This is a genomic window from Dactylosporangium sp. NPDC051484, assembly GCF_040689395.1.
Taxonomy (GTDB): Bacteria; Actinomycetota; Actinomycetes; order Mycobacteriales; family Micromonosporaceae; genus Dactylosporangium.
The window spans coordinates 65,691-91,231 of the sequence record NZ_JBFAZX010000026.1; the positions used below are offsets into that span (position 1 = coordinate 65,691).

The 25,541-nt window shown below is 70.7% G+C and carries 22 protein-coding genes; 11 read left to right on the forward strand and 11 right to left on the reverse strand.

What is annotated here, in order from left to right; all coding sequences use genetic code 11:
- The first annotated feature begins 63 nt into the window (after positions 1-63).
- From AB0367_RS30515 to AB0367_RS30530, 4 genes are all read left to right on the forward strand, one after another.
- On the forward strand, positions 64-843 hold the full coding sequence (locus tag AB0367_RS30515; protein WP_366229925.1) for an ABC transporter ATP-binding protein: 780 nt from the start codon (positions 64-66) through the stop codon (positions 841-843).
- A gap of 5 nt (positions 844-848) precedes the next feature.
- Positions 849-3,401: an FtsX-like permease family protein gene (locus tag AB0367_RS30520; RefSeq protein WP_366229926.1), complete on the forward strand. Its 2,553-nt coding sequence runs from the start codon at positions 849-851 to the stop codon at positions 3,399-3,401.
- A 227-nt stretch (positions 3,402-3,628) separates the two neighbouring features.
- A complete protein-coding gene (locus AB0367_RS30525; protein WP_366229927.1) occupies positions 3,629-4,396 on the forward strand; it encodes an ABC transporter ATP-binding protein in 768 nt (255 codons plus the stop codon).
- A gap of 6 nt (positions 4,397-4,402) precedes the next feature.
- Positions 4,403-6,952 (forward strand): FtsX-like permease family protein, encoded by a 2,550-nt coding sequence (locus AB0367_RS30530; RefSeq protein ID WP_366229928.1) that lies wholly within the window; start codon positions 4,403-4,405, stop codon positions 6,950-6,952.
- A 69-nt stretch (positions 6,953-7,021) separates the two neighbouring features.
- Here the strand turns inward: AB0367_RS30530 and AB0367_RS30535 are convergent, their stop codons facing one another.
- A complete protein-coding gene (locus tag AB0367_RS30535; protein WP_366229963.1) occupies positions 7,022-7,669 on the reverse strand; it encodes an HAD family phosphatase in 648 nt (215 codons plus the stop codon).
- A 98-nt stretch (positions 7,670-7,767) separates the two neighbouring features.
- A complete protein-coding gene (locus AB0367_RS30540) occupies positions 7,768-8,748 on the reverse strand; it encodes a 2-dehydropantoate 2-reductase N-terminal domain-containing protein (protein WP_366229929.1) in 981 nt (326 codons plus the stop codon).
- A 151-nt stretch (positions 8,749-8,899) separates the two neighbouring features.
- Between AB0367_RS30540 and AB0367_RS30545 the strand changes: the two genes are divergently transcribed.
- Entirely contained in the window at positions 8,900-9,286 is a 387-nt protein-coding gene (locus AB0367_RS30545; RefSeq protein WP_366229930.1) for a hypothetical protein, read from the forward strand.
- Positions 9,287-9,538: 252 nt separating this feature from the next.
- On the opposite strand, the gene AB0367_RS30550 is transcribed toward AB0367_RS30545, so the two are convergent.
- Together AB0367_RS30550 and AB0367_RS30555 are read right to left on the reverse strand one after the other, a co-directional pair.
- Positions 9,539-10,501: a M56 family metallopeptidase gene (locus AB0367_RS30550; RefSeq protein ID WP_366229931.1), complete on the reverse strand. Its 963-nt coding sequence runs from the start codon at positions 10,499-10,501 to the stop codon at positions 9,539-9,541.
- The gene (locus AB0367_RS30555) at positions 10,498-10,869 is read right to left on the reverse strand and encodes a BlaI/MecI/CopY family transcriptional regulator (RefSeq protein WP_366229932.1); all 372 of its coding nucleotides are present in this window, start codon (positions 10,867-10,869) and stop codon (positions 10,498-10,500) included. Before AB0367_RS30555 ends, AB0367_RS30550 begins: the two co-directional genes overlap by 4 nt.
- A gap of 125 nt (positions 10,870-10,994) precedes the next feature.
- Here AB0367_RS30555 and AB0367_RS30560 point away from each other — a divergent pair, with 125 nt between their 5' ends.
- Positions 10,995-12,209: a pyridoxal phosphate-dependent aminotransferase gene (locus tag AB0367_RS30560; RefSeq protein ID WP_366229933.1), complete on the forward strand. Its 1,215-nt coding sequence runs from the start codon at positions 10,995-10,997 to the stop codon at positions 12,207-12,209.
- A gap of 102 nt (positions 12,210-12,311) precedes the next feature.
- On the opposite strand, the gene AB0367_RS30565 is transcribed toward AB0367_RS30560, so the two are convergent.
- Together AB0367_RS30565 and AB0367_RS30570 are read right to left on the reverse strand one after the other, a co-directional pair.
- Complete coding sequence (locus AB0367_RS30565) at positions 12,312-12,863, reverse strand: hypothetical protein (RefSeq protein ID WP_366229934.1); 552 nt, start codon at positions 12,861-12,863, stop codon at positions 12,312-12,314.
- Positions 12,856-13,392 (reverse strand): SigE family RNA polymerase sigma factor, encoded by a 537-nt coding sequence (locus AB0367_RS30570; RefSeq protein ID WP_366229935.1) that lies wholly within the window; start codon positions 13,390-13,392, stop codon positions 12,856-12,858. Before AB0367_RS30570 ends, AB0367_RS30565 begins: the two co-directional genes overlap by 8 nt.
- A gap of 212 nt (positions 13,393-13,604) precedes the next feature.
- Between AB0367_RS30570 and AB0367_RS30575 the strand changes: the two genes are divergently transcribed.
- The gene (locus tag AB0367_RS30575) at positions 13,605-13,805 is read left to right on the forward strand and encodes a hypothetical protein (protein ID WP_366229936.1); all 201 of its coding nucleotides are present in this window, start codon (positions 13,605-13,607) and stop codon (positions 13,803-13,805) included.
- 67 nt (positions 13,806-13,872) lie between these two features.
- Here the strand turns inward: AB0367_RS30575 and metH are convergent, their stop codons facing one another.
- Together metH and AB0367_RS30585 are read right to left on the reverse strand one after the other, a co-directional pair.
- Complete coding sequence (gene metH / locus AB0367_RS30580; protein ID WP_366229937.1) at positions 13,873-17,394, reverse strand: methionine synthase; 3,522 nt, start codon at positions 17,392-17,394, stop codon at positions 13,873-13,875.
- Between the two features lie 10 nt (positions 17,395-17,404).
- Complete coding sequence (locus AB0367_RS30585; RefSeq protein ID WP_366229938.1) at positions 17,405-19,057, reverse strand: hypothetical protein; 1,653 nt, start codon at positions 19,055-19,057, stop codon at positions 17,405-17,407.
- Between the two features lie 147 nt (positions 19,058-19,204).
- On the opposite strand from AB0367_RS30585, the gene AB0367_RS30590 reads away from it, so the two are divergent.
- Positions 19,205-20,086, forward strand: coding sequence for a PAC2 family protein (locus AB0367_RS30590; protein ID WP_366229939.1), 882 nt, complete (start codon positions 19,205-19,207; stop codon positions 20,084-20,086).
- 284 nt (positions 20,087-20,370) lie between these two features.
- Here AB0367_RS30590 and AB0367_RS30595 read toward each other — a convergent pair whose 3' ends face one another.
- On the reverse strand, positions 20,371-20,712 hold the full coding sequence (locus AB0367_RS30595) for a hypothetical protein (RefSeq protein WP_366229940.1): 342 nt from the start codon (positions 20,710-20,712) through the stop codon (positions 20,371-20,373).
- Positions 20,713-20,977: 265 nt separating this feature from the next.
- Here AB0367_RS30595 and AB0367_RS30600 point away from each other — a divergent pair, with 265 nt between their 5' ends.
- Positions 20,978-21,772 (forward strand): GntR family transcriptional regulator, encoded by a 795-nt coding sequence (locus AB0367_RS30600; protein WP_366229941.1) that lies wholly within the window; start codon positions 20,978-20,980, stop codon positions 21,770-21,772.
- Here AB0367_RS30600 and AB0367_RS30605 read toward each other — a convergent pair.
- The gene (locus tag AB0367_RS30605; protein WP_366229942.1) at positions 21,769-22,230 is read right to left on the reverse strand and encodes an ester cyclase; all 462 of its coding nucleotides are present in this window, start codon (positions 22,228-22,230) and stop codon (positions 21,769-21,771) included. The two genes, AB0367_RS30600 and AB0367_RS30605, sit on opposite strands and share 4 nt — an antisense overlap.
- Before the next feature lie 90 nt (positions 22,231-22,320).
- Between AB0367_RS30605 and AB0367_RS30610 the strand changes: the two genes are divergently transcribed.
- Together AB0367_RS30610 and AB0367_RS30615 are read left to right on the forward strand one after the other, a co-directional pair.
- Positions 22,321-23,436: a LuxR C-terminal-related transcriptional regulator gene (locus AB0367_RS30610; protein ID WP_366229943.1), complete on the forward strand. Its 1,116-nt coding sequence runs from the start codon at positions 22,321-22,323 to the stop codon at positions 23,434-23,436.
- 58 nt (positions 23,437-23,494) lie between these two features.
- Positions 23,495-23,992, forward strand: a complete 498-nt coding sequence (locus AB0367_RS30615) for a GNAT family N-acetyltransferase (protein ID WP_366229944.1) — start codon at positions 23,495-23,497, stop codon at positions 23,990-23,992.
- 169 nt (positions 23,993-24,161) lie between these two features.
- On the opposite strand, the gene mshC is transcribed toward AB0367_RS30615, so the two are convergent.
- Positions 24,162-25,412 carry a cysteine--1-D-myo-inosityl 2-amino-2-deoxy-alpha-D-glucopyranoside ligase gene (gene mshC, locus AB0367_RS30620; RefSeq protein ID WP_366229945.1) on the reverse strand — a complete coding sequence of 417 codons (1,251 nt, stop codon included), beginning with the start codon at positions 25,410-25,412 and terminating at the stop codon, positions 24,162-24,164.
- Positions 25,413-25,541: the final 129 nt, after the last annotated feature.

Below are 25,541 nucleotides of genomic sequence, written 5' to 3' on the forward strand. Positions count from 1 at the left end.
ACAGGCGCCCTTAGCGTGAAGTGGACAAGACGAGAGCTACCACTGCACGAGGGGGAACTGAGCGTGACCACGACTGTCACGACGGGGGACGGGGTCGCCGCCCGCGCGGTCGACGTGTGGAAGGTGTACGGCAGCGGCGAGGCTCAGGTCATCGCGCTGCACGGGGTGAGTGTCGAGCTCGAGCGGGGCCACTTCACAGCGATCATGGGGCCGTCCGGGTCCGGTAAGTCGACGCTGATGCACACGCTCGCGGGTCTGGACTCCGTCACCCGCGGGGAGATCTTCGTCGGCGACACCCGGCTGACCGGGATGTCCGACGGGGCGCTGACGAACCTGCGGCGGACCAAGGTCGGGTTCATCTTCCAGCAGTTCAACCTGCTGCCGACGCTGACGGCGGAAGAGAACATCCTGCTGCCGCTGTCGATCGCGGGTCGCAAGGCCGATCCCGCGTGGTACGACACCGTCATCAAGACGGTCGGGCTCAGCGACCGGCTCGGGCACCGGCCCAGCCAGCTCTCCGGTGGCCAGCAGCAGCGCGTCGCGTGCGCGCGGGCACTGGTGTCACGGCCGGAGGTCATCTTCGCCGACGAGCCGACCGGCAACCTCGACTCGCGCTCGGGCGCGGAGGTGCTGTCGTTCCTGCGCAACTCGGTCCGCGAGTTCGGGCAGACGATCGTGATGGTGACGCACGACCCGAACGCGGCCTCGTATGCCGACCGGGTGATCTTCCTCGCCGACGGGCGCATCGTGGACGAACTGCGCGAACCGACCGCCGAAGCGGTGCTCGACAAGCTCAAGAACCTCGACAAGGTGCCCGGCGACCTGGCCGGCGAGGTGGCCTGACCGCCATGCTGAGGGCAACCCTGAAGAGCCTCCTGGCGCGCAAGCTGCGGCTGACGCTGTCGACCCTGGCGGTCGTGCTGTCGGTCATGTTCGTGTCCGGCTCGCTCGTGCTCACCGACACGCTCGGGCGCACGTTCGACAACCTGTTCGCCAACATCTACACGTACACCGACGTGCAGATCTCGGCGAAATCCCAGCTCCAGCAGCAGGGCGGCGGCCCCAGCAACAACACGCCGTTCCCGGACTCGACCGTGGACCGGGTCGCGAAGATCGACGGCGTGGCGAAGGCCACCGGCGAGGTGTTCCTCAACGGGGCGATGCCGGTCGGGCGTAACAACAAGATCGTGATCAACCAGTCCGGGCAGCAGTTCGGCGCGAACTGGGTCGGCGAGAACCAGCTCGTCAAGCTCGCCGAGGGCCGGGCGCCGTCGGGCGACGACGAGGTCGTCATCAACAAGGGCCTGTCGAAGTCGGCGAACTACAAGCTCGGCGACTCGATGGACGTCATCACCCGCGACCAGCAGCGGGGCACGTACAAGATCGTCGGACTGATGCAGTACACCGGCGGGCGCGACTCGATGGCCGGCGAGAGCACGATCTTCTTCACCACCGCCAAGGCGCAGGCGTCGATGCTCGGCGCCGAGAACGCGTTCAACGCCATCGACGTCAGGGCCGCCCCGGGGGTCAGCGACGAGCAGCTGCGCGACACCATCAAGGCGCAGCTGGGCGACGGCTTCGTGGTGCAGACCGGCAAGGACCTGTCCGAAGAGTCCAGCCAGGCCATCAAGAGCGTGCTGAAGTACTTCAACTACGTGCTGCTGGGCTTCGGCGCCGTGGCCCTGCTCGTCGGCGTGTTCCTGATCCTCAACACGTTCTCGATCATCGTGGCCCAGCGCACGAAGGAGCTGGCGCTGCTGCGGGCGATGGGCGCCGCGCGGGGCCAGGTCCTCCGCTCGGTACTGCTGGAGGCCGTGATCATCGGCGTGGTGGGCTCGGTGTTCGGCTTCCTGGTCGGCCTCGGCCTCGGCGCCGCCGGCGCGTTCCTGTTCGTCGGCCTCGCCGACGGCGCCCAGGTCGCCAGCCTCGGGTTCCCGGTCTCGGCGATCGTCGCGTCGTTCGTGATCGGCATCGGCGTCACGATGGTCGCGGCGCTCATGCCGGCGATCAAGGCGTCCCGCGTCGCGCCCATCGCCGCGATGCGCGAGTCGGCCACGCCCGACCGGCCGCTGACCCGCCTGACGGTGACCGGCGCGGTCATCACCGCGGCCGCGATCGGCGCGCTGGTCTGGGGCCTGGCCGGGGCCGGCGACGCGACCCTGTCGCTGGTCTTCGGCGGGGTGCTCGGCATCCTCATCGGCGTGGCGCTGCTGACGCCGATCGTGAGCCGGCCGCTGGTCGCCGGGCTCGGGTCGCTGTTCTCCTGGACGGTGCCGGGCAAGCTGGGCCGGCGCAACTCCGCGCGCAACCCGCGCCGCACGGCGATCACCGCCGGCGCGGTGATGATCGGCATCGCGATCGTCACGGCGATCAGCACGATCTTCACCTCGCTGTCCACGGCGCTCGGCGACACGGTCGCCAAGGACCTGCAGGCCGATCTCGTCGTGCTCGGCCAGCAGACCAGCGAGATCCCGCCCGTGGTGACCCCGCAGGAGCTGGAGCGCATCACCGCGCTGCCGGAGGCGAAGACGGTGGCCGCGGTCACCGCCGACGCCGTGGAGATCGACGGCAAGCCGAACTACGTGCTGTCGTACCTCGATCCGGCGGCGGGCGTGTCGGTGCTCAAGCTGAAGGCCGACCAGGGCCGCATCGACCGGCTGGAGCAGGGCGAGTTCATCGTGGACAAGAAGACCGCCGAGGAGCGCAAGCTCAAGCTCGGCGACGCCATCAGCGTCACGTTCGCCAAGGGCCCGCAGAAGACGCTGAAGCTCGTCGGCATCACCGCCGAGTCGGCGACCGGCGGCGGCATCGTCATCAACTACGCCGACGCGCGGGCGGGCTTCGCCTTCCCGCAGCCGTGGCAGGTGTTCGTCGCCGTGAAGGATGGCGCGTCCGTGACCACGATGAAGGCCACGGTCAACGACATCCTCAAGGACAACCCGCAGGTCCAGGCGTACACGAAGGACGAGTACGTCAAATCCAGCCAGCAGAGCTTCGACATCGCGCTCGTCATCGTGCAGGTGCTGCTGCTGATCGCCCTGGCCATCTCGGTCCTCGGCGTCATCAACACCCTGCTGCTGTCGGTCATCGAGCGCACCCGCGAGCTGGGCATGCTCCGCGCGGTGGGGCTGCGCCGCGGCCAGACCTGGCTCATGGTCACCACGGAGTCGGTCGTCATCACCGTCTTCGGCACCGTGCTGGGCCTGGCGGTCGGCGTGGGGCTGGGCGCGGCGATCGTGACGGCGCTCAAGGACGTCCTGGGCTTCGGCGCGGTCACCTTGCCGTGGGGCCTGATGATCGCCTACTTCCTCGCCTCGATGGTCGTCGGCGGCGTGGCCGGGCTCATCCCGTCCATCCGCGCCGTGCGGCTCAACGTGCTGGGCGCCATCTCCTACGAGTGATACCCGTCGCTGCGCGGCGGTCACGGGCCGCGGTCGCCTCCGGGCGGCCGCGGTCCTGTTCGGGCTGGGTGTTCGAGCAGGCGGTGCCGGCCGGGTCGGGGTTGACCCTGAGAGCGGCTCAGGGACGCTCCCCCAGCCCAATATCCGTGGGCGGCTACCCCCACGGGCGGACGTTTTCCGGCCTTCGGGCCCTGACGATGAGTGCACACCATTCACCAGGGGGAATCATGACTGTATCGGTTGCGACGCGCACCGAGGTGGCCGCGCGGGCGGTCGACGTGTGGAAGGTCTACGGCTCGGGCGAGGCGCAGGTCAACGCGCTGGCCGGGGTGTCGGTGGAGCTGGAGAAGGGTCGCTTCACGGCGATCATGGGCCCGTCCGGCTCGGGCAAGTCGACGCTGATGCACTGCCTCGCGGGGCTGGACGCCGTGACCCGGGGCCAGGTCTACGTCGGCGACACGAAGATCACCGACCTGTCGGACCGGGGGCTGACGAACCTGCGCCGCGCCAAGGTCGGGTTCATCTTCCAGCAGTTCAACCTGCTGCCGACGCTGACCGCCGAGGAGAACATCCTGCTCCCGCTGTCGATCGGCGGGCGCAAGGCGGATCCCGCGTGGTACAACAAGGTCATCGACACGGTCGGCCTGCGCGACCGGCTCGGGCACCGGCCCAGCCAGCTCTCCGGCGGCCAGCAGCAGCGCGTCGCGTGCGCCCGGGCCCTTGTGTCCCGGCCCGAGGTCATCTTCGCCGACGAGCCGACCGGCAACCTCGACTCGCGCTCGGGCGCCGAGGTGCTGTCGTTCCTGCGCAACTCGGTGCGCGACTTCGGCCAGACGATCGTCATGGTCACCCACGACCCGAACGCGGCCTCGTACGCCGACCGAGTGGTGTTCCTCGCCGACGGCCACATCGTCGACGAGCTCTACGCGCCGACCGCCGACGCGGTGCTGGACCGCCTGAAGCGCCTGGACACGCACGCGGACAAGGCGGTCTGAGTTCCGATGCTGAAGGCAACGCTCAAGAGCCTGCTGTCGCGCAAGCTGCGGCTGGTCCTGTCCGGGCTGGCGGTCGTGCTCGGCGTCATGTTCGTGTCGGGCGCGTTCGTGCTCACCGACACCATGGGCCGCTCGTTCGACAGCCTGTTCTCCTCCGTGTACGCGGGCACCGACGTCGCGGTGACGCACCAGCCGAAGGTCGCCGGCGGCGAGATCGACGGCCCGCAGCACACCACCAACATCCCCGCCGACGTCGTCGACAAGGTCAAGGCGGTGCCCGGCGTGGCGAGCGTGTCCGCGCAGGCGGCCGCGGACGGCGCCCGGGTCATCGGCAAGGACGGCAAGGTCGTCACCACGTTCGGCCCGCCACGGCTGGGCCAGAACTGGACCGGCACCAGCGACCTGCTGCAGCTGCGCGAGGGGCGCGGGCCGAACGCCGACGACGAGATCGCGGTCAACGTGACCACGGCCAAGAACGCCGGGCTCAAGGTCGGCGACGAGGTCGGGGTGCTCACCCTGCAGCCGAAGCGCACGTTCAAGCTGGTCGGCATCTTCGGGTACAGCGGCGACCGGGACTCCCTCGGCGGCGCCCTGGAGGTCGCGTTCACCACGCCGGTCGCCCAGGAGCTGATGCTCGGCGAGAAGAACGTGTACAGCAGCATCAGCGTCAACACGACCCCGGGCGTGACGCACGACGAGGTGCGCGACCGCATCGCCACGGCGCTCGGCGCGGACTACAAGGTGCAGACCAACGCGCAGCTGCAGGCGGCCACGACCCAGGACTTCAAGAAGGGCCTCGGCTTCTTCAACAACATCCTCATCGGCTTCGCGGGCGTGGCGCTGTTCGTCGGCACGTTCCTCATCCTCAACACGTTCTCGATCATCGTGGCCCAGCGGACCCGGGAGCTGGCGCTGATGCGGGCGCTCGGCGGCAGCCGCGGCCAGACGCTCGGCTCGGTGCTCATCGAGGCCGTCGCCATCGGCCTGCTCGCCTCCGTGTTCGGCCTGGCCGCCGGCATCGGCGTCGGGGCCCTGCTGGCGTGGGTCTTCGGCAACGTCTCCGGCGTGACGCTCGCCTCCGTCGGCGTGCCGGCCTCGGCCGTGATCAGCGCGTTCGTGGTGGGCCTGCTGGTGACGGTGGTGGCGGCGGTGCTGCCGGCGCTGCGCGCCAGCCGCATCCCGCCGATCGCCGCGCTGCAGGAGGTGGCCACGCCCGACCGGCCGCTGACGAAGCTCACGGTCAGCGGCGCGATCATCGGCGCGGCCGGCGGCACCCTGCTGGGCCTGGGCCTGGCCGGCAAGGGCAGCGGCAGCACCACGCTGATGCTGATCCTCGGCGGCGTGCTCGTCACGTTCGTCGGCGTCGCGCTGCTCACGCCGCTGCTGGCCCGCCCGGTGGTCGGCCTGCTCGGCCGGCTGTTCTCCTGGTCGGTCCCGGGCAAGCTGGGAAGGCTCAACTCCGGGCGCAACCCGCGCCGCACCGCGATCACCGCGGCCGCGCTGATGGTCGGCCTCGCGCTCATCACCGGCGTCAACGTCATCGTCGCCTCGGTCAAGCAGAGCCTGAACGCGCAGGCGGACACGCAGGTGACCGTCGATCTGATCATCTCCGGCGACGGGGACCAGAACGGCCCGGCGACGTTCGACCCGGCCGTGATGACCTCGACGGCGAAGAACCCGGGGGTGGCCAGCACGGCCAGCGGGTACTGGGAGTTCGGCAAGATCGGCGACGAGCGCGGTTCGGTCACGGCGGTGCCCGACGCGGTGGCGTGGGCGGACATGTTCAAGATCAAGGCCGAGCAGGGCACGCTGCGGTGGACCGGCAAGGACCAGGCGATCGTCGACCCGGTCACGGCCAAGGAGCGCCACCTCGCCGTCGGGCAGACGGTGGCCATGCAGTTCAGCCGTGGCGACGTGCACCACGTGACGATCGTGGGCCTCTACAGCAAGAACGACATCATGCGGGGCCTGGTCGTCTCCCCCGACCTCATCCCGGACTTCCGCATCCAGCAGCCGGCGTGGGGGTTCGTGAAGGTCTCCCCCGGCACGTCCGTCGACGAGGTCCAGCGGCAGGTCGACACCCTGCTCAAGGACAACCCCGAGGTGTCCGTGGCCAACCGGGCCCAGTACGTCGCGGCGCAGTCGGCGCAGTTCGACCAGCTGCTCACCATGATCCAGGTGCTGCTGGCGCTGGCGATCCTCATCGCGGTCCTCGGCATCGTCAACACCCTGGCGCTGTCGGTGCTGGAGCGCACCCGGGAGCTGGGCCTGCTGCGGGCGATCGGCATGCGCCGGGCGCAGACGATGCGGATGGTCACCGTCGAGGCGGTCGTCATCTCGGTCTTCGGCGCGCTGCTCGGCCTGGCCGTCGGTGCTGGCATGGGCGCGGCGGTGGTGCGGGCCCTGAAGAGCGACGGCATCACCGAGCTGGCGTTCCCGTGGTCGCAGATGGCGACGTACCTGGTGCTCGCCGCGCTCGTCGGCGTCATCGCCGCGGTGCTGCCGTCGATCCGCGCCGCGCGGGTCAACGTGCTGCGGGCCATCGCGCACGACTGATCACTGATCGGGCGTTCCGGTCGGGGGAACGGCGCCCGCGGTCCTTCGCGGACCGCGGGCGCCCGCGAGTCAGACGACGAGCTTGCGCAGGTAGTCGACATCGACGTCCAGCAACGATCCGGCCAGCGTCACGCCCTCGGGGTCGAGCTCGACCTCGCACGGCACGGCGAGCACGGCGCACCCCGCAGCCCGCGCGCTGCGGATACCGTTGGGCGAGTCCTCGATCGCCACGCAGTCGCGCGCCTCGGCCCCGACCAGCCGCGCGGCGGTCAGGTAGGGCATCGGGTGCGGCTTGGTCTGGTCCACCTCATCGCCCGCCACGACGGCGTCGAAGTTCTCGGCGCCGATGGTCAGCAGCGCCACGTCGACCAGGTGCCGATGGGTGGCGGTGACGAGCGCGAGCGGCACTCCCTCGGCGCGCAGCGCGGCGAGCAGCTCGCGGGCCCCCGGCCGCCACGGCACCCCGGCGCGCAGCAGCGCCTTGACCCGCTCCTCGAGCCACCCGACGCTGTAGTCCATGGACTCACGGGTGAACGGCAGCCCGAGGTCGGCGTGCAGAATGCGCATCGAGTCGGCCATGTTGGTGCCGATCATGCCGCGCCGCGCCTGCGCGGACAGCGGCCGGCCGTGGTGGGCGGCGAGCTCGGTGAGGCCCACCTCCCAGACCTTCTCGCTGTCCACGAGGGTCCCGTCCATGTCGAAGAGCACCGCTTGCATCCCCACGCGCTAAATCCTGCCAAGCCCGCGAGTCGTAACCGGCGCGGAGCCATCATTGCGTGCGCAAGCTCACGGACGCTTCCCGGAAATCGGACATTTCACGATGCTTGGGTGCGTGACCGTTCACGCTCGATCGCGGCGAGGAACTCGGCCGGGGTCATGCCGCCCGGGGCCGCGCGGCGGTGCGCGGCCTGCACGACCAGGCGGCGGGCCGTCTCGTTGGCCGGGACCGGCAGCCCGTGCAGCCGCCCCAGGAGCACGATCTCGCCGTTGAGGTAGTCGGCCTCGACGCTGCCGGTGCCGCGGGCCAGGCTCTGCCAGGTCGAACTGCCACCCCGATCCTGCCCGGCGACGACCCGCCACCGCAGGGTGTCCCCGCGCCGCTCGGCGTCCTCCTCGGCGGTGGCGTACGCGATACCGGCGGCCCGCAGCACCGCCTCGCCCTCGGCCCGGACCGGCGCGATCGCCTCGTCGAGCCCGTCGACCAGCCCGCACAGCGCCTCGACGGCGTTGCCGAGGTTCAGCAGCAGCTTGGCGTACTTGCGGCGCATGACGTCGTCGCTGACCTCACAGTGGAACCCGGCCCGCACGAAGGCTCCCGCGATCTCGTGACTCGTCCGGTCCGTCCCGCCCGGTATGCGCCCGATGTCCAGGATCCCCGGCACCGGCGCGCACTGGGCCACGACGACGCCCGGCGCGAGGTGCGTGGCCGGGAGCATGACGCACACGCCGTACACGTCGGCGAACAGCCGCAGCGCCGCCCGCTCGTTGGCCACCCCGTTCTGCAGGCAGACGATCGGCAGCCCACGGGGCAGCCGCTCCAGCACGTCGTGGGTGTCGTTGGTCTTGACCGCCAGCACCGCGACGTCGCCGTCGCGCCAGTCGACCTCTTCCGGCCCCGCGCAGGCCGGGAGCCGATGGACGGAGTCCCCGTCCGCCTCCCGCAGCAGCAGCCCGTCGCGCCGGATCGCCTCGAGGTGCGCACCGCGCGCGACCACCACGACGTCCACGCCGGCCCCGGCGAGCCGCCCGGCGACCACGCCACCGACCGCACCGGCCCCAATGATCACCAATCGCACCCGCCGACGTTATCCACTCCGCGGGATTCGCGCTACATACGACCTGACCTCGTAGCCGATCCCTGGCTGGCACGAATCGGGGAGGCTCATCTACGAAGGTGACTAGTAGTGTGCTCCGCATCGGAACCTGACCCCTGAGAGGACGAACGACATGAGCGAGTACGGCGAGTTCGCGACCGGGCACGAGTCGAGCGAGCTCGAGCAGCTGCACCAGGCCGCCGGCAGCGAACAGGACTTCCAGTCGCAGTTCGGCGTGTTCGCGCAGGAGCACTCGGCGTCCGAGTCCACCGACTTCGAGACGGGCCGGCACGTCGAGTTCACCGGCGCGGACGGCAGCCACTACGAGTCGACGGACTTCACCAGCTACTCCCACGACTCCACGGTGTCCGACTCGGTGTTCGCCGCACAGGGCAGCGAGTCGGCCCACAGCGCGCAGTTCTCCGAGCTCGACGCGCTGCGGGCCAAGCTGGAGTCGGGCTTCGCGCAGGGCACCCAGATCAGCGGCGGCGGGCCCGGCCTGTCGATCACCTCAAACTGACCGGGTCACTACGAGCCAACCTAGTAGTAAGATGGGTACCGCCGCGCCGGGATGGCACCTCCCCTTGGTCACAGCCCGGCGCGGCGTTTCATTGCGCGCATACGGCGTCCACCAACGTTCGCCGGGTTTGCTGCGCATCGATCTTGCACTTGTGGTGCCCGACAAACCCGGCATTCACGGAGCGTCTCGGCACCACAAGTGCAAGATCAACAAGGGTGACCCCGGTCAGCGGTGCTAGCGGGGCGTGGGCCGTCACAGCCCGGCGAACGAGGCCCAGGCGACGGTGCGCTCGACCACGGCGAGCGCCATCGGGGTGACCGGCAGCAGGCCGCAGGTGGCGGCGATCGCGGTCCGGGCCGGTGCCCCCAGCGGGGCCGGTGGGGCGAGCAGCCGGTGCAGGCGCTCCAGGGCGTCACCGCCGTGCATCGCCAGCGGGGCGTCACCCGCTCGGCCGGAAGTGGCCGGGCCGGCCATCGCGACCAGGGCGCGGGCCAGGTCGATCCGCGCGGCGCTGCGCGCGGCGGTGTCGTCGGCGCACAGCTCGACCAGGCGGTCGACCTGTTGGCGGCCCAGCCGGAAGCAGCGTGCCCACGGGAAGGCCTGGGCGAGCATCCGCATCCAGCGGGTCGCCGCGTAGTGCCGGCCGGCGTGGTGGCCGCGCTCGTGGGCCAGGACGGCGGACAGCTCCGTGGCGGCGAGCCGGTCGATCGCGGCCGTGGTGACGACGATGTCGGCGTGGCGGCCGGGCAGCAGCGGGCCCGGGACGAGGTACGCGGCCGGCTCGGGGTGCGCCACGACCGTCGCGCCGGGCAGCGGGGACGGGCCGGTGGTCAGGCGGACGAGCAGGCGCAGGCGGCTGCGGGTCGTGCGGTGCGCGGCATAGAGGCGCCCGGCGCTGTACAACATGCGGGCGCCGATGAGCAGCAGGGCGGCGAGGCCCGCGAACGCGGCGAGCCGGGCGGTGCCGTTGTGCCGGCCCAGCAGCGCGTCCAGGCACACGTGCCAGACGCCGTCGACCAGGTCGTGGGCGCAGTCCCAGTACAGCAGCAGGCTCAGGCCGGCGAGCAGCCCGGACAGCAGGATCGCCGCGGACAGGGCCAGCCACGCGGCCACGCCGAGGCGGGGCGAGCGGACCACCCAGCCGGCGGCGGCCAGCCGCGGCGCGCCGAGCAGGGCGAGCGCGGCGGCGAAGGCGACCAGCAGCAGCGGGCTCATCGTCCGGCGATCCGCCGCTCGTAGCCGGCCAGCGCCTCGCGCAGCGCGGCGGCCTCGTCCAGGGTCATCCGGCCGACGAAGCGCGTCAGCGCCTCGAGGCGGTCGCCGCTGTCGACGAGGACGTCGTGCATGGTGCGTGCCACGTACTCGTCGCGGGTCAGCGCCACCGAGTAGCGGTAGGCGCGCCCGTCGGGCTCGCGGGTGAGCCAGCCCTTGCGGTACAGCGTGTCCAGCACCGTCATCACCGTGGTGTACGCCAGGTCGCGGTGCCACGTCAGCTCCGACATCGCCTCACGCACCGTGGTCGGCCGCTCACGCCGCCACAGCAGCTCCATCAGGGCCGCTTCCAGATCGCCGAAACCCTGCACCGCGCCTCCCCGCCGTTACTGACGCGAATCGTACCGGCGGCGGGCCAGCGGGCCGGCAGCGAGAGAAGCCACATCGTGGGAAGTGGTTACCGCGCGACTGGGCGGCGGGTCGTAAGGTGCCTGACATGCAGGTGACGCAGTCCGCGAAGCTGGCCAACGTCTGTTACGACATCCGCGGACCGGTCATGGCCGCCGCGAAACGCATGGAGGCCGACGGCCACCACATTCTGAAGCTCAACATCGGCAACCCGGCACCGTTCGGGTTCGAGGCGCCGGAGGAGATCCTCCAGGACGTCATCCTCAACCTGCCGGTCGCGCACGGCTACGGCGACTCGAAGGGCCTGCTGTCGGCCCGCCGGGCCGTGGTGCAGTACTACCAGCAGAAGGAGGTCTACGGCGTCGACATCGAGGACGTGTATCTCGGCAACGGCGTCTCCGAACTCATCGTCATGTCGCTGCAGGCGCTGCTGGACAACGGCGACGAGGTGCTCATCCCCTCGCCGGACTACCCGCTGTGGACCGCGTCGGTGTCGCTGAGCGGCGGCCGGCCCGTGCACTACCTGTGCGACGAGAGCAACGAGTGGATGCCCGACGTCGAGGACATCGCCGCGAAGGTGACGCCGCGGACGAAGGCCATCGTCGTCATCAACCCCAACAACCCGACCGGGGCGGTGTACTCCCGGCAGCTGCTCGAGCGCATCGCCGAGGTCGCCCGCCGGCACGACCTGCTGATCTTCTCCGACGAGATCTACGACAAGATCCTCTTCGACGACGCCGAGCACGTCTCGACCGCCGCGGTCGCGCCCGACCTGCTGACGATCACGTTCAACGGGCTGTCCAAGGCCTACCGGGTGGCCGGCTTCCGCACCGGCTGGATGGTGCTGGCCGGCCCGAAGGCGCACGCGACGAGCTACATCGAGGGCCTCGACATACTGGCCAACATGCGACTGTGCCCCAACGTGCCGACGCAGCACGCGGTGCAGACCGCCCTCGGCGGCTACCAGAGCATCAACGACCTGATCCTGCCGGGCGGCAGGCTGCTGGAGCAGCGCGACGTGGCCTGGAAGATGCTCAACGACATCCCGGGCGTCTCGTGCGTGAAGCCGCAGGGGGCGCTGTACATGTTCCCCCGGATCGACCCCGAGGTGCACCCGATCAAGGACGACCTGCGCTTCGCGCTCGACCTGCTCAAGGCCGAGAAGGTGCTGGTCGTGCAGGGCACCGGCTTCAACTGGCACCAGCCGGACCACTTCCGGATCGTCACGCTGCCACGGGTCGCCGACCTCGAGGACGCGGTGACACGCCTCGGCCGCTTCCTGTCGACCTACGTGCAGGACTGACATCCACAGCGGGCCGCGGGGACACTCCCCGCGGCCCCCGTTCCTCCCGAGTCTCCGTCACCGTGCCGGGCGTAACCGAGCGGGCTGACGCGACGTCCGGCCTCACCGGATGTGACAGATGACTTGGACGCCGCTGAGCCCACTAGCTGGAACGGTGACGGGCGCGTCTGCTCGACAGCGGGAATACCCAGCGCTGGGCGACCTGCTGGTGACGACGCCTGATGAATTTTCAATAATGAGGCTTGGGGGAACGACGCCCAGCGGATCGCCGGTAACAATGTATTGACCTGGCGAGACCGTAATGCTGAATCGGCCATCGCTGGCCGCCTCTGCGGCGGTCACGGTGCCATCGGCCGCCTGGAACTCCACCGTGCCGGCAAGACCGCCCGACGGAGTTCCTACCGGCCCTCCGACCGTCAACAGCACTCCTGTCACGACTGCGCCGTCGCTCGGCGCGGATGGCACGGTCGGTTGCTGCTTGAACAGCACGGATCCTCCCACCGCGCTCAATGCGAGCAGCATGGCGGCACCGATGACGAAGCGGTTTCGCCGGGCTCGCTTCCGCCGCGACCGTACAAGCTCCGCGAAGGCGGGTTGATGTGTCGGTTGCTGCCGCACCGCTTCCGCCGCCAGCAGCTTCGTGATGTCAGACATGGGGGGCCTCCTCTCTCAGCAACCTGGCGAGCGCACCGCGGGCTCGGCTCAGGCGGGACTTCACGGTTCCTGGGGCCACGTTCAGCGCTTCGGCAACCTCGACGACGCTGAGACCCAGAAGGTGGTGCAGGACAACCACCTGCCGTTGCCCAACAGGCAGCCCACGCAGCGCTTGAGCCACGTCGACCCGATCCGGGTTCGGCGGAAGCTCGTGGGTTGCCGGACCATGCCGGAATAGCGCCCGCATCGCGTTACGCGCCTTCCGCCGCCGGTTTGACACCAGCCTGAACGCAACGGCACGGACCCACGCTTCAGGAGATTCAAGACGAGACACGTGTTGCCACCTGCCGAGTAGCCTGACGAAAGCCTCCTGAACGCATTCCTCTGCCTCCGCCCGGCTCCCGGCGACGAGCGCCACCACCCCGACGAGCCGGCCGTAGCAGGCCGAGTAAAGATCGGAGACAGCATTCTGCGTGCCTGCTGAACGGCTCATACTTACTTCACCCCCGACAGGGCCGACTGGTTCCATCGGCCCTCGCGCCCACGGCGGTTCTTGCACCGGTGACCACTCACAGCGGTGGCACCCTCACCGGTGCCAGGTTCTTGTGATGGACCACCGTGTCAAGTTGGAGCGCCCGCTGGACGAATGACCTTGACAAGGTGGTCCATCACTTAAGAGATGAGGTTCCCGGCGCTTCGTGCAGCGGGCATCGAGCAAGAGCGGCGCAACGACGTAACGGCATGTATGTGCTGCGGCATACGTACGCGTCGGTGCTGCGGGACGCGGGCGAGAGCATCAAGGCGCTCTCGCTGTACCTCGGTCACGCCGGCCCGGGGTTCACCCCGCGTACGTACACCCGCCTGTTGCCGGCCAGCGAGGACCGGACCCGGCGGGCGATCGACCGCGCGTTCGGTTTCACCGCTGACCCGGTTGACGCCTAGAGACGGCCTGATGACGATTTCAGGCCGTCTCCGAGGACGTTTCAGCAGCTCAGCATGCCTGCGCGCGCTACTTGGCGTTGAAGTAGGACGCGTCCGGGTGGTGGACGATGATCGCGTCCGTGGCCTGCTCCGGGACGAGCTGGAACTCCTCCGACAGGGACACGCCGATGCGGTCCGGGCGCAGCAGTTCGACCGTCTTCGCGCGGTCCTCCAGGTCGGGGCAGGCCGGGTAGCCGAAGCTGTACCGGCAGCCGCGGAAGTCGGTGCGCAGCAGGCCGTCGAGGTCCTCGGGGTCCTCGCCGGCCATGGGGCGGCCGTCGGGCAGGACAAGCTCCTCGCGGACCCGCTTGTGCCAGTACTCCGCCAGCGCCTCGGTCAGCTGTACCGACAGGCCGTGCACCTCGAGGTAGTCCCGGTAGGCGTTCTCGGCGAACAGTTTCGCGGTGTAGTCGGAGACCGGCTGGCCGACCGTGACCAGCTGCATCCCGATCACGTCGAGCTGGCCGGGCCCGGCGGCATCGCGCGGCTTGAAGAAGTCGGCGATGCACAGGCGGCGGTCGCGGCGCTGGCGCGGGAAGGAGAACCGGGCCCGCTCGCTGTGGCCGTTCTCGTCCAGCACGACCAGGTCGTTGCCCTCGGAGTAGCAGGGGAAGTAGCCGTAGACGACCGCGGCCTCGAGCACCCGGTCCGAGGCGAGGCGGTCCAGCCAGTACCGCAGCCTGGGCCGCCCCTCGGTCTCCACCAGCTCCTCATACGTCGGTCCGGTGCCGCCCCGGGCGCCGCGCAGGCCCCACTGGCCCAGGAACGTGGCCCGCTCGTCGAGCAGGGCCGCGTAGTCGCCCAGCGGGATGCCCTTGACGACCCGAGTGCCGAAGAACGGCGCGGTCGGCACAGGCACGTCGAAGTCGATGTCGGAGCGCACCGAGGCGTCGTCGAGCGACGGCAGGTCCTCGCGGACCTCGACGGTGCGGGCGCGCCGCTCGCGACGGGCGGCCAGGGCAGCCTCGCGCTCGGCGTCGATCACCGGCGCGCCGCCGCGCTTGGCGGTCATCACGCGGTCCATCAGGGCGAGGCCCTCGAAGGCGTCGCGGGCGTAGTGCACGTCGCCCTGATACAGCGCCCGCAGGTCGTCCTCGACGTAGGCGCGGGTCAGCGCGGCGCCGCCGAGCAGCACCGGCCAGCGCTGCGCCACGCCGCGGGCGTTCATCTCCTCCAGGTTCTCCTTCATGATCACCGTGGACTTGACGAGCAGGCCGGACATGCCGATCGCGTCGGCCTGGCGGGTCTCGGCGGCCTCGATGATCGCCGAGATCGGCTGCTTGATGCCGATGTTGACGACCTCGTACCCATTGTTGGACAGGATGATGTCGACGAGGTTCTTGCCGATGTCGTGGACGTCGCCCTTGACCGTGGCCAGCACGATGCGGCCCTTGCCGGCGTCATCGGCGGACTTCTCCATGTGCGGTTCGAGGTAGGCGACCGCGGCCTTCATCACCTCGGCGGACTGCAGCACGAACGGCAGCTGCATCTGGCCCGAGCCGAACAGCTCGCCGACGGTCTTCATGCCCTCCAGCAGCACGTCGTTGATGATGCTCAGCGCCGGCATGCCGGTCAGCGCCTCGTCGAGGTCGGCCTCAAGGCCCGCCCGCTCGCCGTCGATGATGCGCCGCTTGAGCCGCTCGTCCAGCGGCAGCGCGGCGAGCTCCTCCGCGCGGGAGGCACGGGCCGAGGCGACGTCGACGCCCTCGAACAGCGAGATGAACGTCTGCAGCGGGTCGTAGCCCTCGCGCCGGCGGTCGTAGACCAGGTCCAGCGCGATCTCGCGCTGCTCGTCGGGGATTCGGCTCATCGGCAGGATCTTCGAGGCGTGCACGATCGCGCTGGTCAGGCCGGCCTGCTGGCACTCGTGCAGGAAGACCGAGTTGAGCACCTGCCGGGCCGCCGGGTTGATGCCGAACGAGACGTTGGAGACGCCCAGGGTGAAGTTGATCCCCGGGTACAGCCGGGAGATCTCCCGAATCGCGTCGATCGTCTCGATGCCGTCGCGGCGGACCTCCTCCTGACCCGTCGTGATCGGGAAGGTCAGGCAGTCCACGAGGATGTCCTCGATCGCCATGCCCCACTTCGTGGTCAGGTCGTCGATGAGGCGGCTCGCGACGCGGACCTTCCACTCGGCGGTGCGCGCCTGCCCCTCCTCGTCGATGGTCAGCGCCACCACCGCCGCGCCGTGCTCCTGGACCAGCGGCATCATCCGGGCGAACCGGGAGCCGGGGCCGTCGCCGTCCTCGAAGTTGACCGAGTTGACGATGCAGCGCCCGCCGAGCATCTCCAGGCCGGCCGAGATGACCTCGGGCTCGGTCGAGTCCAGCATGATCGGCAGCGTGGAGGCGGTGGCGAAGCGCCCGGCCAGCTCCCGCATGTCCTGCGCGCCGTCGCGACCGACGTAGTCGACGTTGAGGTCGAGCATGTGCGAGCCGTCGCGGGCCTGCTGCCGGGCGATCTCCACGCAGGTCTGGTAGTCACCGGCGAGCATCGCCTCCCGGAACGCCTTCGAGCCGTTGGCGTTGGTGCGCTCGCCGACCATGAGCACACTGGCGTCCTGGTGGAAGGGCACGTGGTGGTAGATGCTGGCGATGCCGGGCTCGACCTGCGGGACGCGGGCCACCGGGGCCTGCCGGCCGAGGCGCTGCGCGACGGCGCTGATGTGGGCCGGCGTGGTGCCGCAGCAGCCGCCGACGAGCCCCGCACCGTATTCCAGGACGAAGCGCTGCAGCGCCTCCGCCAGCTCCTGCGGGGTCAGCGGATAGTAGGCCCCGTTCGCGGTCAGCTGCGGCAGTCCCGCGTTGGGCATCACGGAGACCGGCACCTTCGCATGCTGGGCGAGGTAGCGCAGGTGCTCGCTCATCTCGGCGGGACCGGTGGCGCAGTTGAGCCCGATGAGATCGATGCCCAGCGGCTCCAGCGCGGTGAGCGCCGCACCGATCTCCGAGCCCAGCAGCATCGTGCCGGTCGTCTCGACCGTGACGTGCGTGATGATCGGCACGACCCGGCCGGCTGCGGACATGGCGCGCTGGGCGCCGATGATGGCGGACTTCGTCTGCAGCAGATCCTGGCAGGTCTCGATGATCAGCGCGTCGGCGCCGCCGTCGATGAGGCCCGCGGCGTTGTCGAAGTAGGCGTCGCGCAGCATGGCGAACGGCGCGTGCCCGAGCGTCGGCAGCTTCGTGCCGGGGCCGATCGAGCCGAGCACAAACCGGGGCCGATCCGGCGTGCTGTGCGCGTCGGCCGCCTCCCGGGCCAGCCGCGCGCCGGCCTCCGACAGCTCGCGGATCCGCGACTCGATGCCATACTCGCCGAGGTTGGCCAGGTTGGCGCCGAACGTGTTCGTCTCCACGGCGTCGGAACCGGCCGCGAAGTACTGCTCGTGCACATCCCGGACGACGTCCGGGCGCGTCGCGTTGAGGACCTCGTTGCAGCCCTCATGTCCCTCGAAGTCCTCGAGGGTGAGATCGGCCGCCTGCAGCATGGTGCCCATCGCGCCGTCGGCGAGGAGCACCCGTTCAGCGAGCGTCTTCAGTAGATCCGCCATATCCCAAAGGCTATCTGGAGCCGGGGCTGGCCTCTGCCCCGGGCAGCCGCGATTCCCGCCACGTATCGGACCCGATCTCCCGCTGGCTGGGAAGCTCGCTGGTCACGTCGGCACTTTGGCCGCTCGGCGCGCCCGCCGGCACCTCCTGCGCATCGGGGACCGGCACGGCCAGGACCTCCTCGTGCGGTACCCGCCAGAACACCACGGCGGTGCAGGCGAGCCCCGCCGCCATGATCACCAACGGGGTCACCGAGCCGGTCGGCGGGTGCCATCTGCCGGCGAGGGGGTTGAACCAGCCGAGGCCCGCGCCCCGCGGCATACCGCGCTGCCAGCGCACCATCGCAAACACCAGGAGCACGAGGTGTACCGGCAGCAGGAACATCACGAACGTGCGGGCCAGGCTGCGCACGTGCGCCGCGTCCAGCAGCCGCCGCTCCAGCGTCCACGCCGCCAGCAGCGGCAGGCCGGCCAGCAGCGGCAGCATGTACCGCCCGGCGGTGATGAACCCGGTCTGGTTGGCCTGGCTGACCTGCAGGACGCCGGGCAGCGCCACGCCGCCGAGCAGGATGACCAGATACCGCCAGCGCACCGTCCAGTCGCCGAAGATCCCGCCGTAGAAGACCAGGCCGCCGACGAGCATCGCCCAGATCGCGTAGACCGGCTGCCACATCACGACGTCGAACCAGCCGGCGACGCCGATCATGCCCTCGATGTAGACCCACCAGCTGTCGATGTAGATCGACACCGCCTGGCCGAAGCGGTAGTGCCACAGCCCGGGCGGCGGCGGTACGAGCTCGCCGGTCTTCATCCCGACGATCCAGGCCACCGACAGCACGGCGGCAAGAATCACACCGCCGGTCCACAGCTTGACCCGCGGCAGCCTCCAGTACTCGCGTAGCCACTTCCGGCGCACCGGAATCGCGAGAGCGAAGAACGCGAACGCGAACCACGCCGGGCCCGCCGAACGGAGCGTGAGCAGCAGCACAGCGCTGATGCCCAGCAGTGTGACCAGCGGTTTCTTGGCGACCAGGTCGGGCGGCTCCAGCAGCAGCGGTATGCCCGCCGCGAAGAACGCGATCCCGGCCGCGATCTCCACCGAATTGGGATTCACGCCGCCGGCCAGGTGGGCCAGCATGGGAGTGGCCACCGCCAGCAGCGCCACGGCGCCGAGCCCGAAGCGCGACCAGCGCAGCAGTGACACGAACGCTGAGGCCAGCAGCGCCGCGCACAGCGCCGCACTGATCAGCCGGGCCGTGACCAGGCCGCCCCAGTTGGGCCACCAGCGCAGCGCCGGGCCCACCACCAGGTAATACAGGGGGTTGTAGCGCCCGGCGCTGGTGCTCACCTCACCGATCGGGCCGCCCTTGAGCCCCGCCGCGCAGGCCGCGGACACCTTCGGTTTCGGGCCGAAACACATCGCGTGGGCGTCCATGCCGACCGGTACCCGCTGGTAGGCGCCCATGCCCGGGCGCCCGAACGCGTCGGGCACGACGGCCGGGCGGGCGAAGATCTGTCCCGGGTCGAGCGAGGCGACCCCGGCCGCCCGAATGGTGTGCTGCACCTCGTCCGCGGGCCCGTCGAACGGCGCGGCGAAGCACCACGCGCCGAACACCAGGAAGAAGGCAGTGAAGGCCACCAGCCAGGACCTGCGCCCGTTTCGCATGCCCGGATGTTATCGAGAGATTTTATGAGCTTTTCTACCAAGCATGACAGATCACCCCATACCGGTCGCCCACCGTATCCACTGCGATCTGGTGCGTACCCGCGCGGCCCGCAAGCCATCTCGCGCCCCTCCACGTAGGCTTGGACCGTGACCGAGTTCGACGGCCTGCCCGTGCTGCGCTCCCCTGTCGCGATTGCCGCGTTCGAAGGGTGGAACGACGCTGCCGATGCGTCGACCGCCGTCGTCGAGCATCTTGAGCAGGAGTGGGGCGCCGAGACGATCGCCTCGCTCGACCCGGAGGACTTCTACGACTTCCAGGTCAACCGGCCGACGGTGCTGATGTCCGAGGGCGATACGAGGCGCATCGAGTGGCCGACGACCCGCTTCTCGGTGGCAAGCCCCCCCGACTCCGAGCGCGACATCGTGCTCATCCGCGGCATCGAGCCGAGCATGCGCTGGCGCACCTTCTGCGAGGAGGTCCTCGAGGTGTGCCACAGCCTGGAGGTCAACCGGATCGTGCTGCTGGGCGCGCTGCTCGCCGACGTGCCGTATACCCGCCCGCTGCCGGTCAGCGGGTCCGCCCCGCCCACCTCCTCGCCCGAGGCGGCGGAGCGGCTGGGCCTCATCCCGTCCCGCTACGAGGGCCCGACCGGCATCGTGGGCGTGCTGGGCGACGCGTGCGCACGCGCCGACCTCGAGGCGGTGTCATTCTGGGTGCACGTGCCGCACTACGCGAACAACCCGCCGTGCCCGAAGGCCACCCTGGCCCTACTGCACCGCGTCGAGGAGATCCTGGACCTGCCCGTCCCCACCGGCGACCTGGCCAAGCAGTCGGCGGAGTGGGAGGAGCGGCTCAAGCAGGCCGCCGAGCAGGACGCCGAGCTGGCCGAATACGTCCGCGAGCTTGAGGAGCGCTCGGGCGACGCGGGCCTGCAGCCACTGACCGGCGACGAGATCGCCCAGGAGTTCGAGAAGTACCTCCGCCGCCGCGGCGGCCAGGCCGGCCCCTCCGCAACGGGCGCCTGGTAGCCACCACGCCAAACGGGGTGCCATACACCGGGCACCGTTGGACAGCAGACCGCCGGCACAGGAGACGGCGACGGGCGCGCCAGGCGAGCAACGGCTCTCGGCGCGTCCGCGCCACAGCCGCCTGCAGGAGACCGCGCGGGTCGCGCGTAGCGCCCGCAGCAAAGCGCGCCAGGACGCAGGGCCGCGCAGCGCAGACAGGAGTGCCCGCAAAGTGCCCGCGAAGCGGGGCATGGGGGTCCGGGGTGGGAGCCCCCCGGCAGCGCCCGCGCGAAGCGCGCGCCAAGCTAAGAGCGACCGCACATGGGCTGGTAGCGGCAGCCCGCGAGCAACGTTTCCATGATCATGCGCCTGGCGTCCGCGATGCGCGGGGCTCTCCATGATCCACGGGTGCCGTGCCGGCAGTCCTGGATGGCAGAAAAATTGTGGGTGACGGTGGCCGGTGGTGTTGACGTCGCCAATTCCGCCGCATCGCCGCCCGCCGCGGCGGCAAACGCGCCATGACCGCCGCCGCACACACCCTCCTCCACGCCGCCTGGCACGTCCTGACCACCAACACCCCCTACCACGACCTCGGCAGCGACTACTTTTCGACTCATCACGGAGTGAACGTGCTGCTTCTTGTGCATTTTCACTCCGTGATCATGGCGCACATGCTGGCTGGTCGACGCAGATCGCAGGCGCGGCCAGCGCCGCCCGAACTCGGCTCGCGATGCCGAGCGCCCAATTGACGGTCGCTAAGGCCCTGCACCGCAGGGGGCAGCGCAGCGAAGGCAAAGTGCCCGCGAAGCGGGCATGGGGGCTCCGGGGTGGGAACCCCCCGGCAGCGCCCGCGCGAAGCGCGCGCCAGACTGGTAATTGCGTAGACCTTCCTAGGAGACTAGGTTTCGTTGTATGACGATCAATCCGGGGGCTGCCGAGTTTCCGCACCGGCAGATCGGGGCCCAGCTGCGGGCGCAGATCCAGCGTGGGGATTGGGCGCCCGGGGAGCGGCTGCCCTCCATCCCCGCGCTCGCGGCGCAGTTCGGGGTGGCCAAGCAGACCGTGCAGCGCACCATCGACCAACTGCGCATCGAGGGACTGCTCATCACGCGGCCGGGGTCGGGGACGTTCGTGCGCGGAACCAAGCGGCGGATGAACCGGCTCTCCCGCGGGCGATACGGCGCGCAGCGCGGATACCACGCGGAGCTCGCCGCGCGGTACCGGCAGCATCTGATGATCGTCGCGCAGATGCCGGCGCCGGCCGACGTGGCCGAGGCGTTCGGGCTGGACGCCGGGGCGCCGCTGCTCGTGCGGCGGCACCTCGTGCGTACCGGTGACGCCCCGGTCGAGGTCGGGGCGTCCTGGTTCCGGCCCAACGACGTGCGCGGCACGTCGATCGAGCGTCCGGATGTGTTCGACCGGCCGCTGTACCAGGAGGTCGAGGAGGAGCTCGGGCGCCGCTACACCAGCGCCCGCGATCAGGTCAGCGCCCGGCTGCCCACCCGCGAGGAGGCGGAACTGCTGCAGATCCGCCCCGACACGCCGGTGCTGGTGCTGCTCCACGTCGCCTACGACGAAGACCACAAGCCGATCGAGGTCGCCCAGGCGGCGTGGCCGGGTCCGATGACCGCCCTGACCGAGGAGTACCGCATTCCGGCCCCGCGCCCCGGCCTCCCCGACGACGAACCGGGCCTGACCCTCGGTTAGCCCGCCGGCGGCTCGTCGATCAGGCCCAGTTGCTGCAGGTGGCTGACGTCGTCGCGCACGCCCCAGTGGTCGGTGACGCGGCCATCGGCGTCGAAGCGCATCCAGTGCATCTGACGGAACCGGAAGGTGCGGCCCGTCGGCGCGTTGCCCAGGAACGGGCCCAGGTGGGTGCCGGAGTACCAGTTGCGCATCACCACCACGTCGCCCGCGCCGGTCAGCTCCTCGATCTCGGTGCGGCAGTCAGGGAACGCGGTGCGCAGCATGCTGACCAGCCCTACGATCGCCCCGGTGCCGTTGCGTAGCGCTTCGGGCGCCGTGTGGTTGACCAGGGCGGGGGTGAAGTGCTCGTCGATGAGGTCGGTCCGGCCCCGGTCGATGATCTCCTCGTAGATGCGGCGCATGTTGCGCTTGTTGCGCTCGACGGTATCGGTGTCCCGCGTCATCGGTGCAGTCGTCATGGCGGCAACGGTAGGGACGCGGCCGAATCTCGGGCCATCCCCGGAATTCGGGGGGACGCCGCCGCGGCCGGGACGGCTACATTCGATCTCATGCGGACGACTGCCTTGGACAGGACACGGCGGGCCGTGCTGCGCCTGTCGCACCTGGGGCTCGACCTGAGGGCATACCGCACGCAGCTCGACGCCGTCCTGCGCGCCGAGATCGGCTGGGACCTGGCCGCCTGGTCGACCACCGACCCGGCGACCCTGCTGTTCACCAGTTGCGTGCTCGTCGGCCGCGACGAGGACCACGCGCTGGAGCAGCGGCTGTTCGACCTGGAGTTCGGCGAGCCGGACGTGAACACGTTCGCGGCGCTCTTCGCCGACGGCACCGTCGCGGCCAGCCTGCACGAGACGACCGGCGGCGACCTGACGCGCTCGCCGCGCTGGCGGCAGCTGCTGTCCGGCCTCGGCGTGACCGACGAGCTCCGGGCCGTCTTCACCGACCGGAACGAGTGCTGGGGCACGTTCGTCGGATACCGGCTGGGCGGCGCTCCGTTCACCCGCGCCGACACGCAGTTGCTCGCCGCGCTCGGGCCGATCGCCGGCGACGGGCTGCGCCGCTGCCTGCTGCAGGCCGCGGCGGGTGCCGCGCCGGGGCTGCCCGAGCCGCCGGGTGTCCTCGTCGTCGACACCGCCGGCGCCGTCATCTCCACCAGCGCCGCCGCCGAGCGCTGGCTGGCGGAGATGGACAGCCCGGGGGCGCTGCCCAGCGCGGTGCGTTCCGTGGCCGCCATGGCCCGGGCGGCCGGATCGGGTGACGGGGGCGTCACGCCCGCACAGGGTCGCCTGCCCCGCCGCGGCGGTAGCTGGCTGCTGCTGCACGCGTCCGTGCTCAGCGGAGACGCCGGACACGTCGCCGTCGTCATCGAACCGGCCCGCCAGACGCACCTCGCCGACGTGCTGGTGCGGGCCTACGCGCTCACCGGCCGGGAACGGGAGGTCACCGAGCTGGTGCTGCACGGGCGCTCCAACGCCCAGATCGCGCGGGCGCTGGGCATCGGCGTGCACACCGTCGGCGACCACCTGAAGTCGATCATGTCCAAGCTGGCCGTCTCCAGCCGCGCCGACCTGGTCGCCGAGCTGTTCGGACGCCACTACCTGCCGGCCCGCCTCAGCGGGTCGCTGCCCAGCCCGTACGGCTGGTACCTGCCCGCGCAGGCCTGACTCATTGTTGTGCGCCTGGCGCCCCAGGGGGCCCCGCGCGGGTCCGTAGGCTCGCGGGATGGCGTTGCAGATCACGGTCACCGATAGTCCGCAGCGCGTGGATGCTGCCGCGCGGATCTGGGCCGAGACCACGGCCGCGCGGGACGGTGATGAGGACGTGGCGCCGCTTGAGTTGGCTCGTCCGCTGATTCAGGCCGTACTGGACAGTTCACCGCGATCGATGCTCCTCGTGGCTGACGAGGATGGACAGACGATCGGATTCGCGGCGATGCAGCCGTGGGGGCGGGCCCGCGAGGATGCGGCGATCGCGGAGGTCCGGTATGTCGGAGTCAGCCCGCGTGTCTGGGGTACAGGTGCCGGACGGCAGCTGATGGCGGCGGTTCGGGATGCGCTCGCGAAGGCAGGGTACGAGCAGGCGGTACTGACCGTGTACATCGACAACACGCGGGCCGTGCGGCTGTACGAAGGCCTCGGCTGGCGTGTCCAGGGAGCGCCGGCACCGCATCCGCGTAGCGGCAGGCTCGAGCAGCAGTACGTCCTCGACGTGGTGCGCTAGTGCTACCCGATGCCAACCCGGGAACGTTGACCGGCGTGTCACCCGACCCCGGCAAACGTTCCGGCGCTGGGCATCCGGAGCGCCTGCCGCGGACGACTCCGCCGCCGGCCACCGTCCGACGGGTGGCCGGCAGCGAAGAGCCGGTGGGTGCCGAAGGGCTGCTGTCCCGCTAGAGCCTGACGCCGAGCAGGGCGTCGACCGCGTTGGCCATCAGGGCCGGGGCCTCGCGGTCGTCGCCCGCGTCGGCGAGCGTCGCATCGACCCAGGCGTCGACGGCGGCGAGCGCGCCGGGGGCGTCGAGGTCGTCGTTCAGGCGCTCGCGCAGCTGGGCGACGAGCTCGGCGCCCGACGGGCCGATGGCCGCCCGGGCCGCGTCCCGCCAGCGCGACAGCCGCTGCTGGCCGGCCTTGAGCCCGTCGTCGGTCCACTGCCGGTCGTTGCGGTAGTGGTCGGCGAGCAGGGCGAGGCGCACCGCCATCGGGTCGATGCCGTCGGCGCGCAGCCGCGACACGAAGACCAGGTTGCCCCTGCTCTTGGACATCTTCTCGCCGTCGAGGCCGATCATGCCGGCGTGCGCGTAGTGCGTCGCGAACGGGGTCCTGCCCGACAGCGCCTCGGCGTGCGCGGCGGAACACTCGTGGTGCGGGAAGAGCAGGTCGTTGCCGCCGCCCTGCACGTCGATGGTGTCGCCGAGCAGGCTCTGCGCGATGACCGCGCACTCGATGTGCCAGCCGGGCCGGCCGGGGCCGAGGTCGCCGCCGTCCCAGGCGGGCTCGCCCTCGCGCAGGCCGCGCCACAGCAGCGGGTCGAGCGGGTCACGCTTGCCGGGCCGCTGCGGGTCGCCGCCGCGCTCGGCGGCCAGGCGCAGCATCTCGGTGCGGGACAGATTGGACTCGCCGCCGAAGCCCGGCGCGGTGGCGATGGAGAAGTACACATCGCCGGTGCCGTCCTCGAGCGTATACGCGTGCTCGGAGGCCAGCAGCGCCGACACCTTGCGAGCGATCTGCGGGATCGACTCGACCGCCCCGACGTAACGCTTCGGCGGGATGATCCGCAGCGCCTCCATGTCCTCGCGGAACAGCGCCGTCTCACGCATCGCGAGCACCACCCAGTCCTCGCCGTCGCGGGCGGCCCGCTCCAGCAGCGGGTCGTCGACGTCGGTGACGTTCTGCACGTAGTCGACCTCGTGGCCGGCGTCGCGCCAGACCCGGTTGGCCAGGTCGAACGCGATCATCGTGGCGGCGTGGCCGAGGTGGGTGGCGTCGTAGGGGGTGATGCCGCAGACATACATGGTTGCGGGCCGCCCGGCGAGCTCGACCGGTGCGATCTCACGCCGGGCCGAGTCGAAGAGGTTGAGCGGCGCGACGCCGGCTCCGGGGCGGGGCAGCGTGGGCAACGCCGGTGCGGTCCAGGACTCCATGACCAACAGCCTATCCGTGAGCGCCGCCCGCGAGGGATGTGACGATCCCCGCCCTCCCGCGCACGGACTGGCTACAGTGCCAAGGGGTTTGATCGTTCGCCACGTCATCGAACTGCCGGTGCCGGCCGA

Coding starts and splice junctions, on each gene's coding strand:
- AB0367_RS30520 (WP_366229926.1), top strand. CDS start 849: ATGCTGAGGGCAACCCTGAAGAGCCTCCTGGCGCGCAAGCTGCGGCTG.
- AB0367_RS30525 (WP_366229927.1), top strand. CDS start 3,629: ATGACTGTATCGGTTGCGACGCGCACCGAGGTGGCCGCGCGGGCGGTC.
- AB0367_RS30530 (WP_366229928.1), top strand. CDS start 4,403: ATGCTGAAGGCAACGCTCAAGAGCCTGCTGTCGCGCAAGCTGCGGCTG.
- AB0367_RS30535 (WP_366229963.1), bottom strand. CDS start 7,669: ATGCAAGCGGTGCTCTTCGACATGGACGGGACCCTCGTGGACAGCGAG.
- AB0367_RS30545 (WP_366229930.1), top strand. CDS start 8,900: ATGAGCGAGTACGGCGAGTTCGCGACCGGGCACGAGTCGAGCGAGCTC.
- AB0367_RS30550 (WP_366229931.1), bottom strand. CDS start 10,501: ATGAGCCCGCTGCTGCTGGTCGCCTTCGCCGCCGCGCTCGCCCTGCTC.
- AB0367_RS30560 (WP_366229933.1), top strand. CDS start 10,995: ATGCAGGTGACGCAGTCCGCGAAGCTGGCCAACGTCTGTTACGACATC.
- AB0367_RS30565 (WP_366229934.1), bottom strand. CDS start 12,863: ATGTCTGACATCACGAAGCTGCTGGCGGCGGAAGCGGTGCGGCAGCAA.
- AB0367_RS30570 (WP_366229935.1), bottom strand. CDS start 13,392: ATGGAACCAGTCGGCCCTGTCGGGGGTGAAGTAAGTATGAGCCGTTCA.
- AB0367_RS30575 (WP_366229936.1), top strand. CDS start 13,605: ATGTATGTGCTGCGGCATACGTACGCGTCGGTGCTGCGGGACGCGGGC.
- metH (WP_366229937.1), bottom strand. CDS start 17,394: ATGGCGGATCTACTGAAGACGCTCGCTGAACGGGTGCTCCTCGCCGAC.
- AB0367_RS30585 (WP_366229938.1), bottom strand. CDS start 19,057: ATGCGAAACGGGCGCAGGTCCTGGCTGGTGGCCTTCACTGCCTTCTTC.
- AB0367_RS30595 (WP_366229940.1), bottom strand. CDS start 20,712: ATGCACAAGAAGCAGCACGTTCACTCCGTGATGAGTCGAAAAGTAGTC.
- AB0367_RS30600 (WP_366229941.1), top strand. CDS start 20,978: ATGACGATCAATCCGGGGGCTGCCGAGTTTCCGCACCGGCAGATCGGG.
- AB0367_RS30605 (WP_366229942.1), bottom strand. CDS start 22,230: ATGACGACTGCACCGATGACGCGGGACACCGATACCGTCGAGCGCAAC.
- AB0367_RS30610 (WP_366229943.1), top strand. CDS start 22,321: ATGCGGACGACTGCCTTGGACAGGACACGGCGGGCCGTGCTGCGCCTG.
- AB0367_RS30615 (WP_366229944.1), top strand. CDS start 23,495: ATGGCGTTGCAGATCACGGTCACCGATAGTCCGCAGCGCGTGGATGCT.
- mshC (WP_366229945.1), bottom strand. CDS start 25,412: ATGGAGTCCTGGACCGCACCGGCGTTGCCCACGCTGCCCCGCCCCGGA.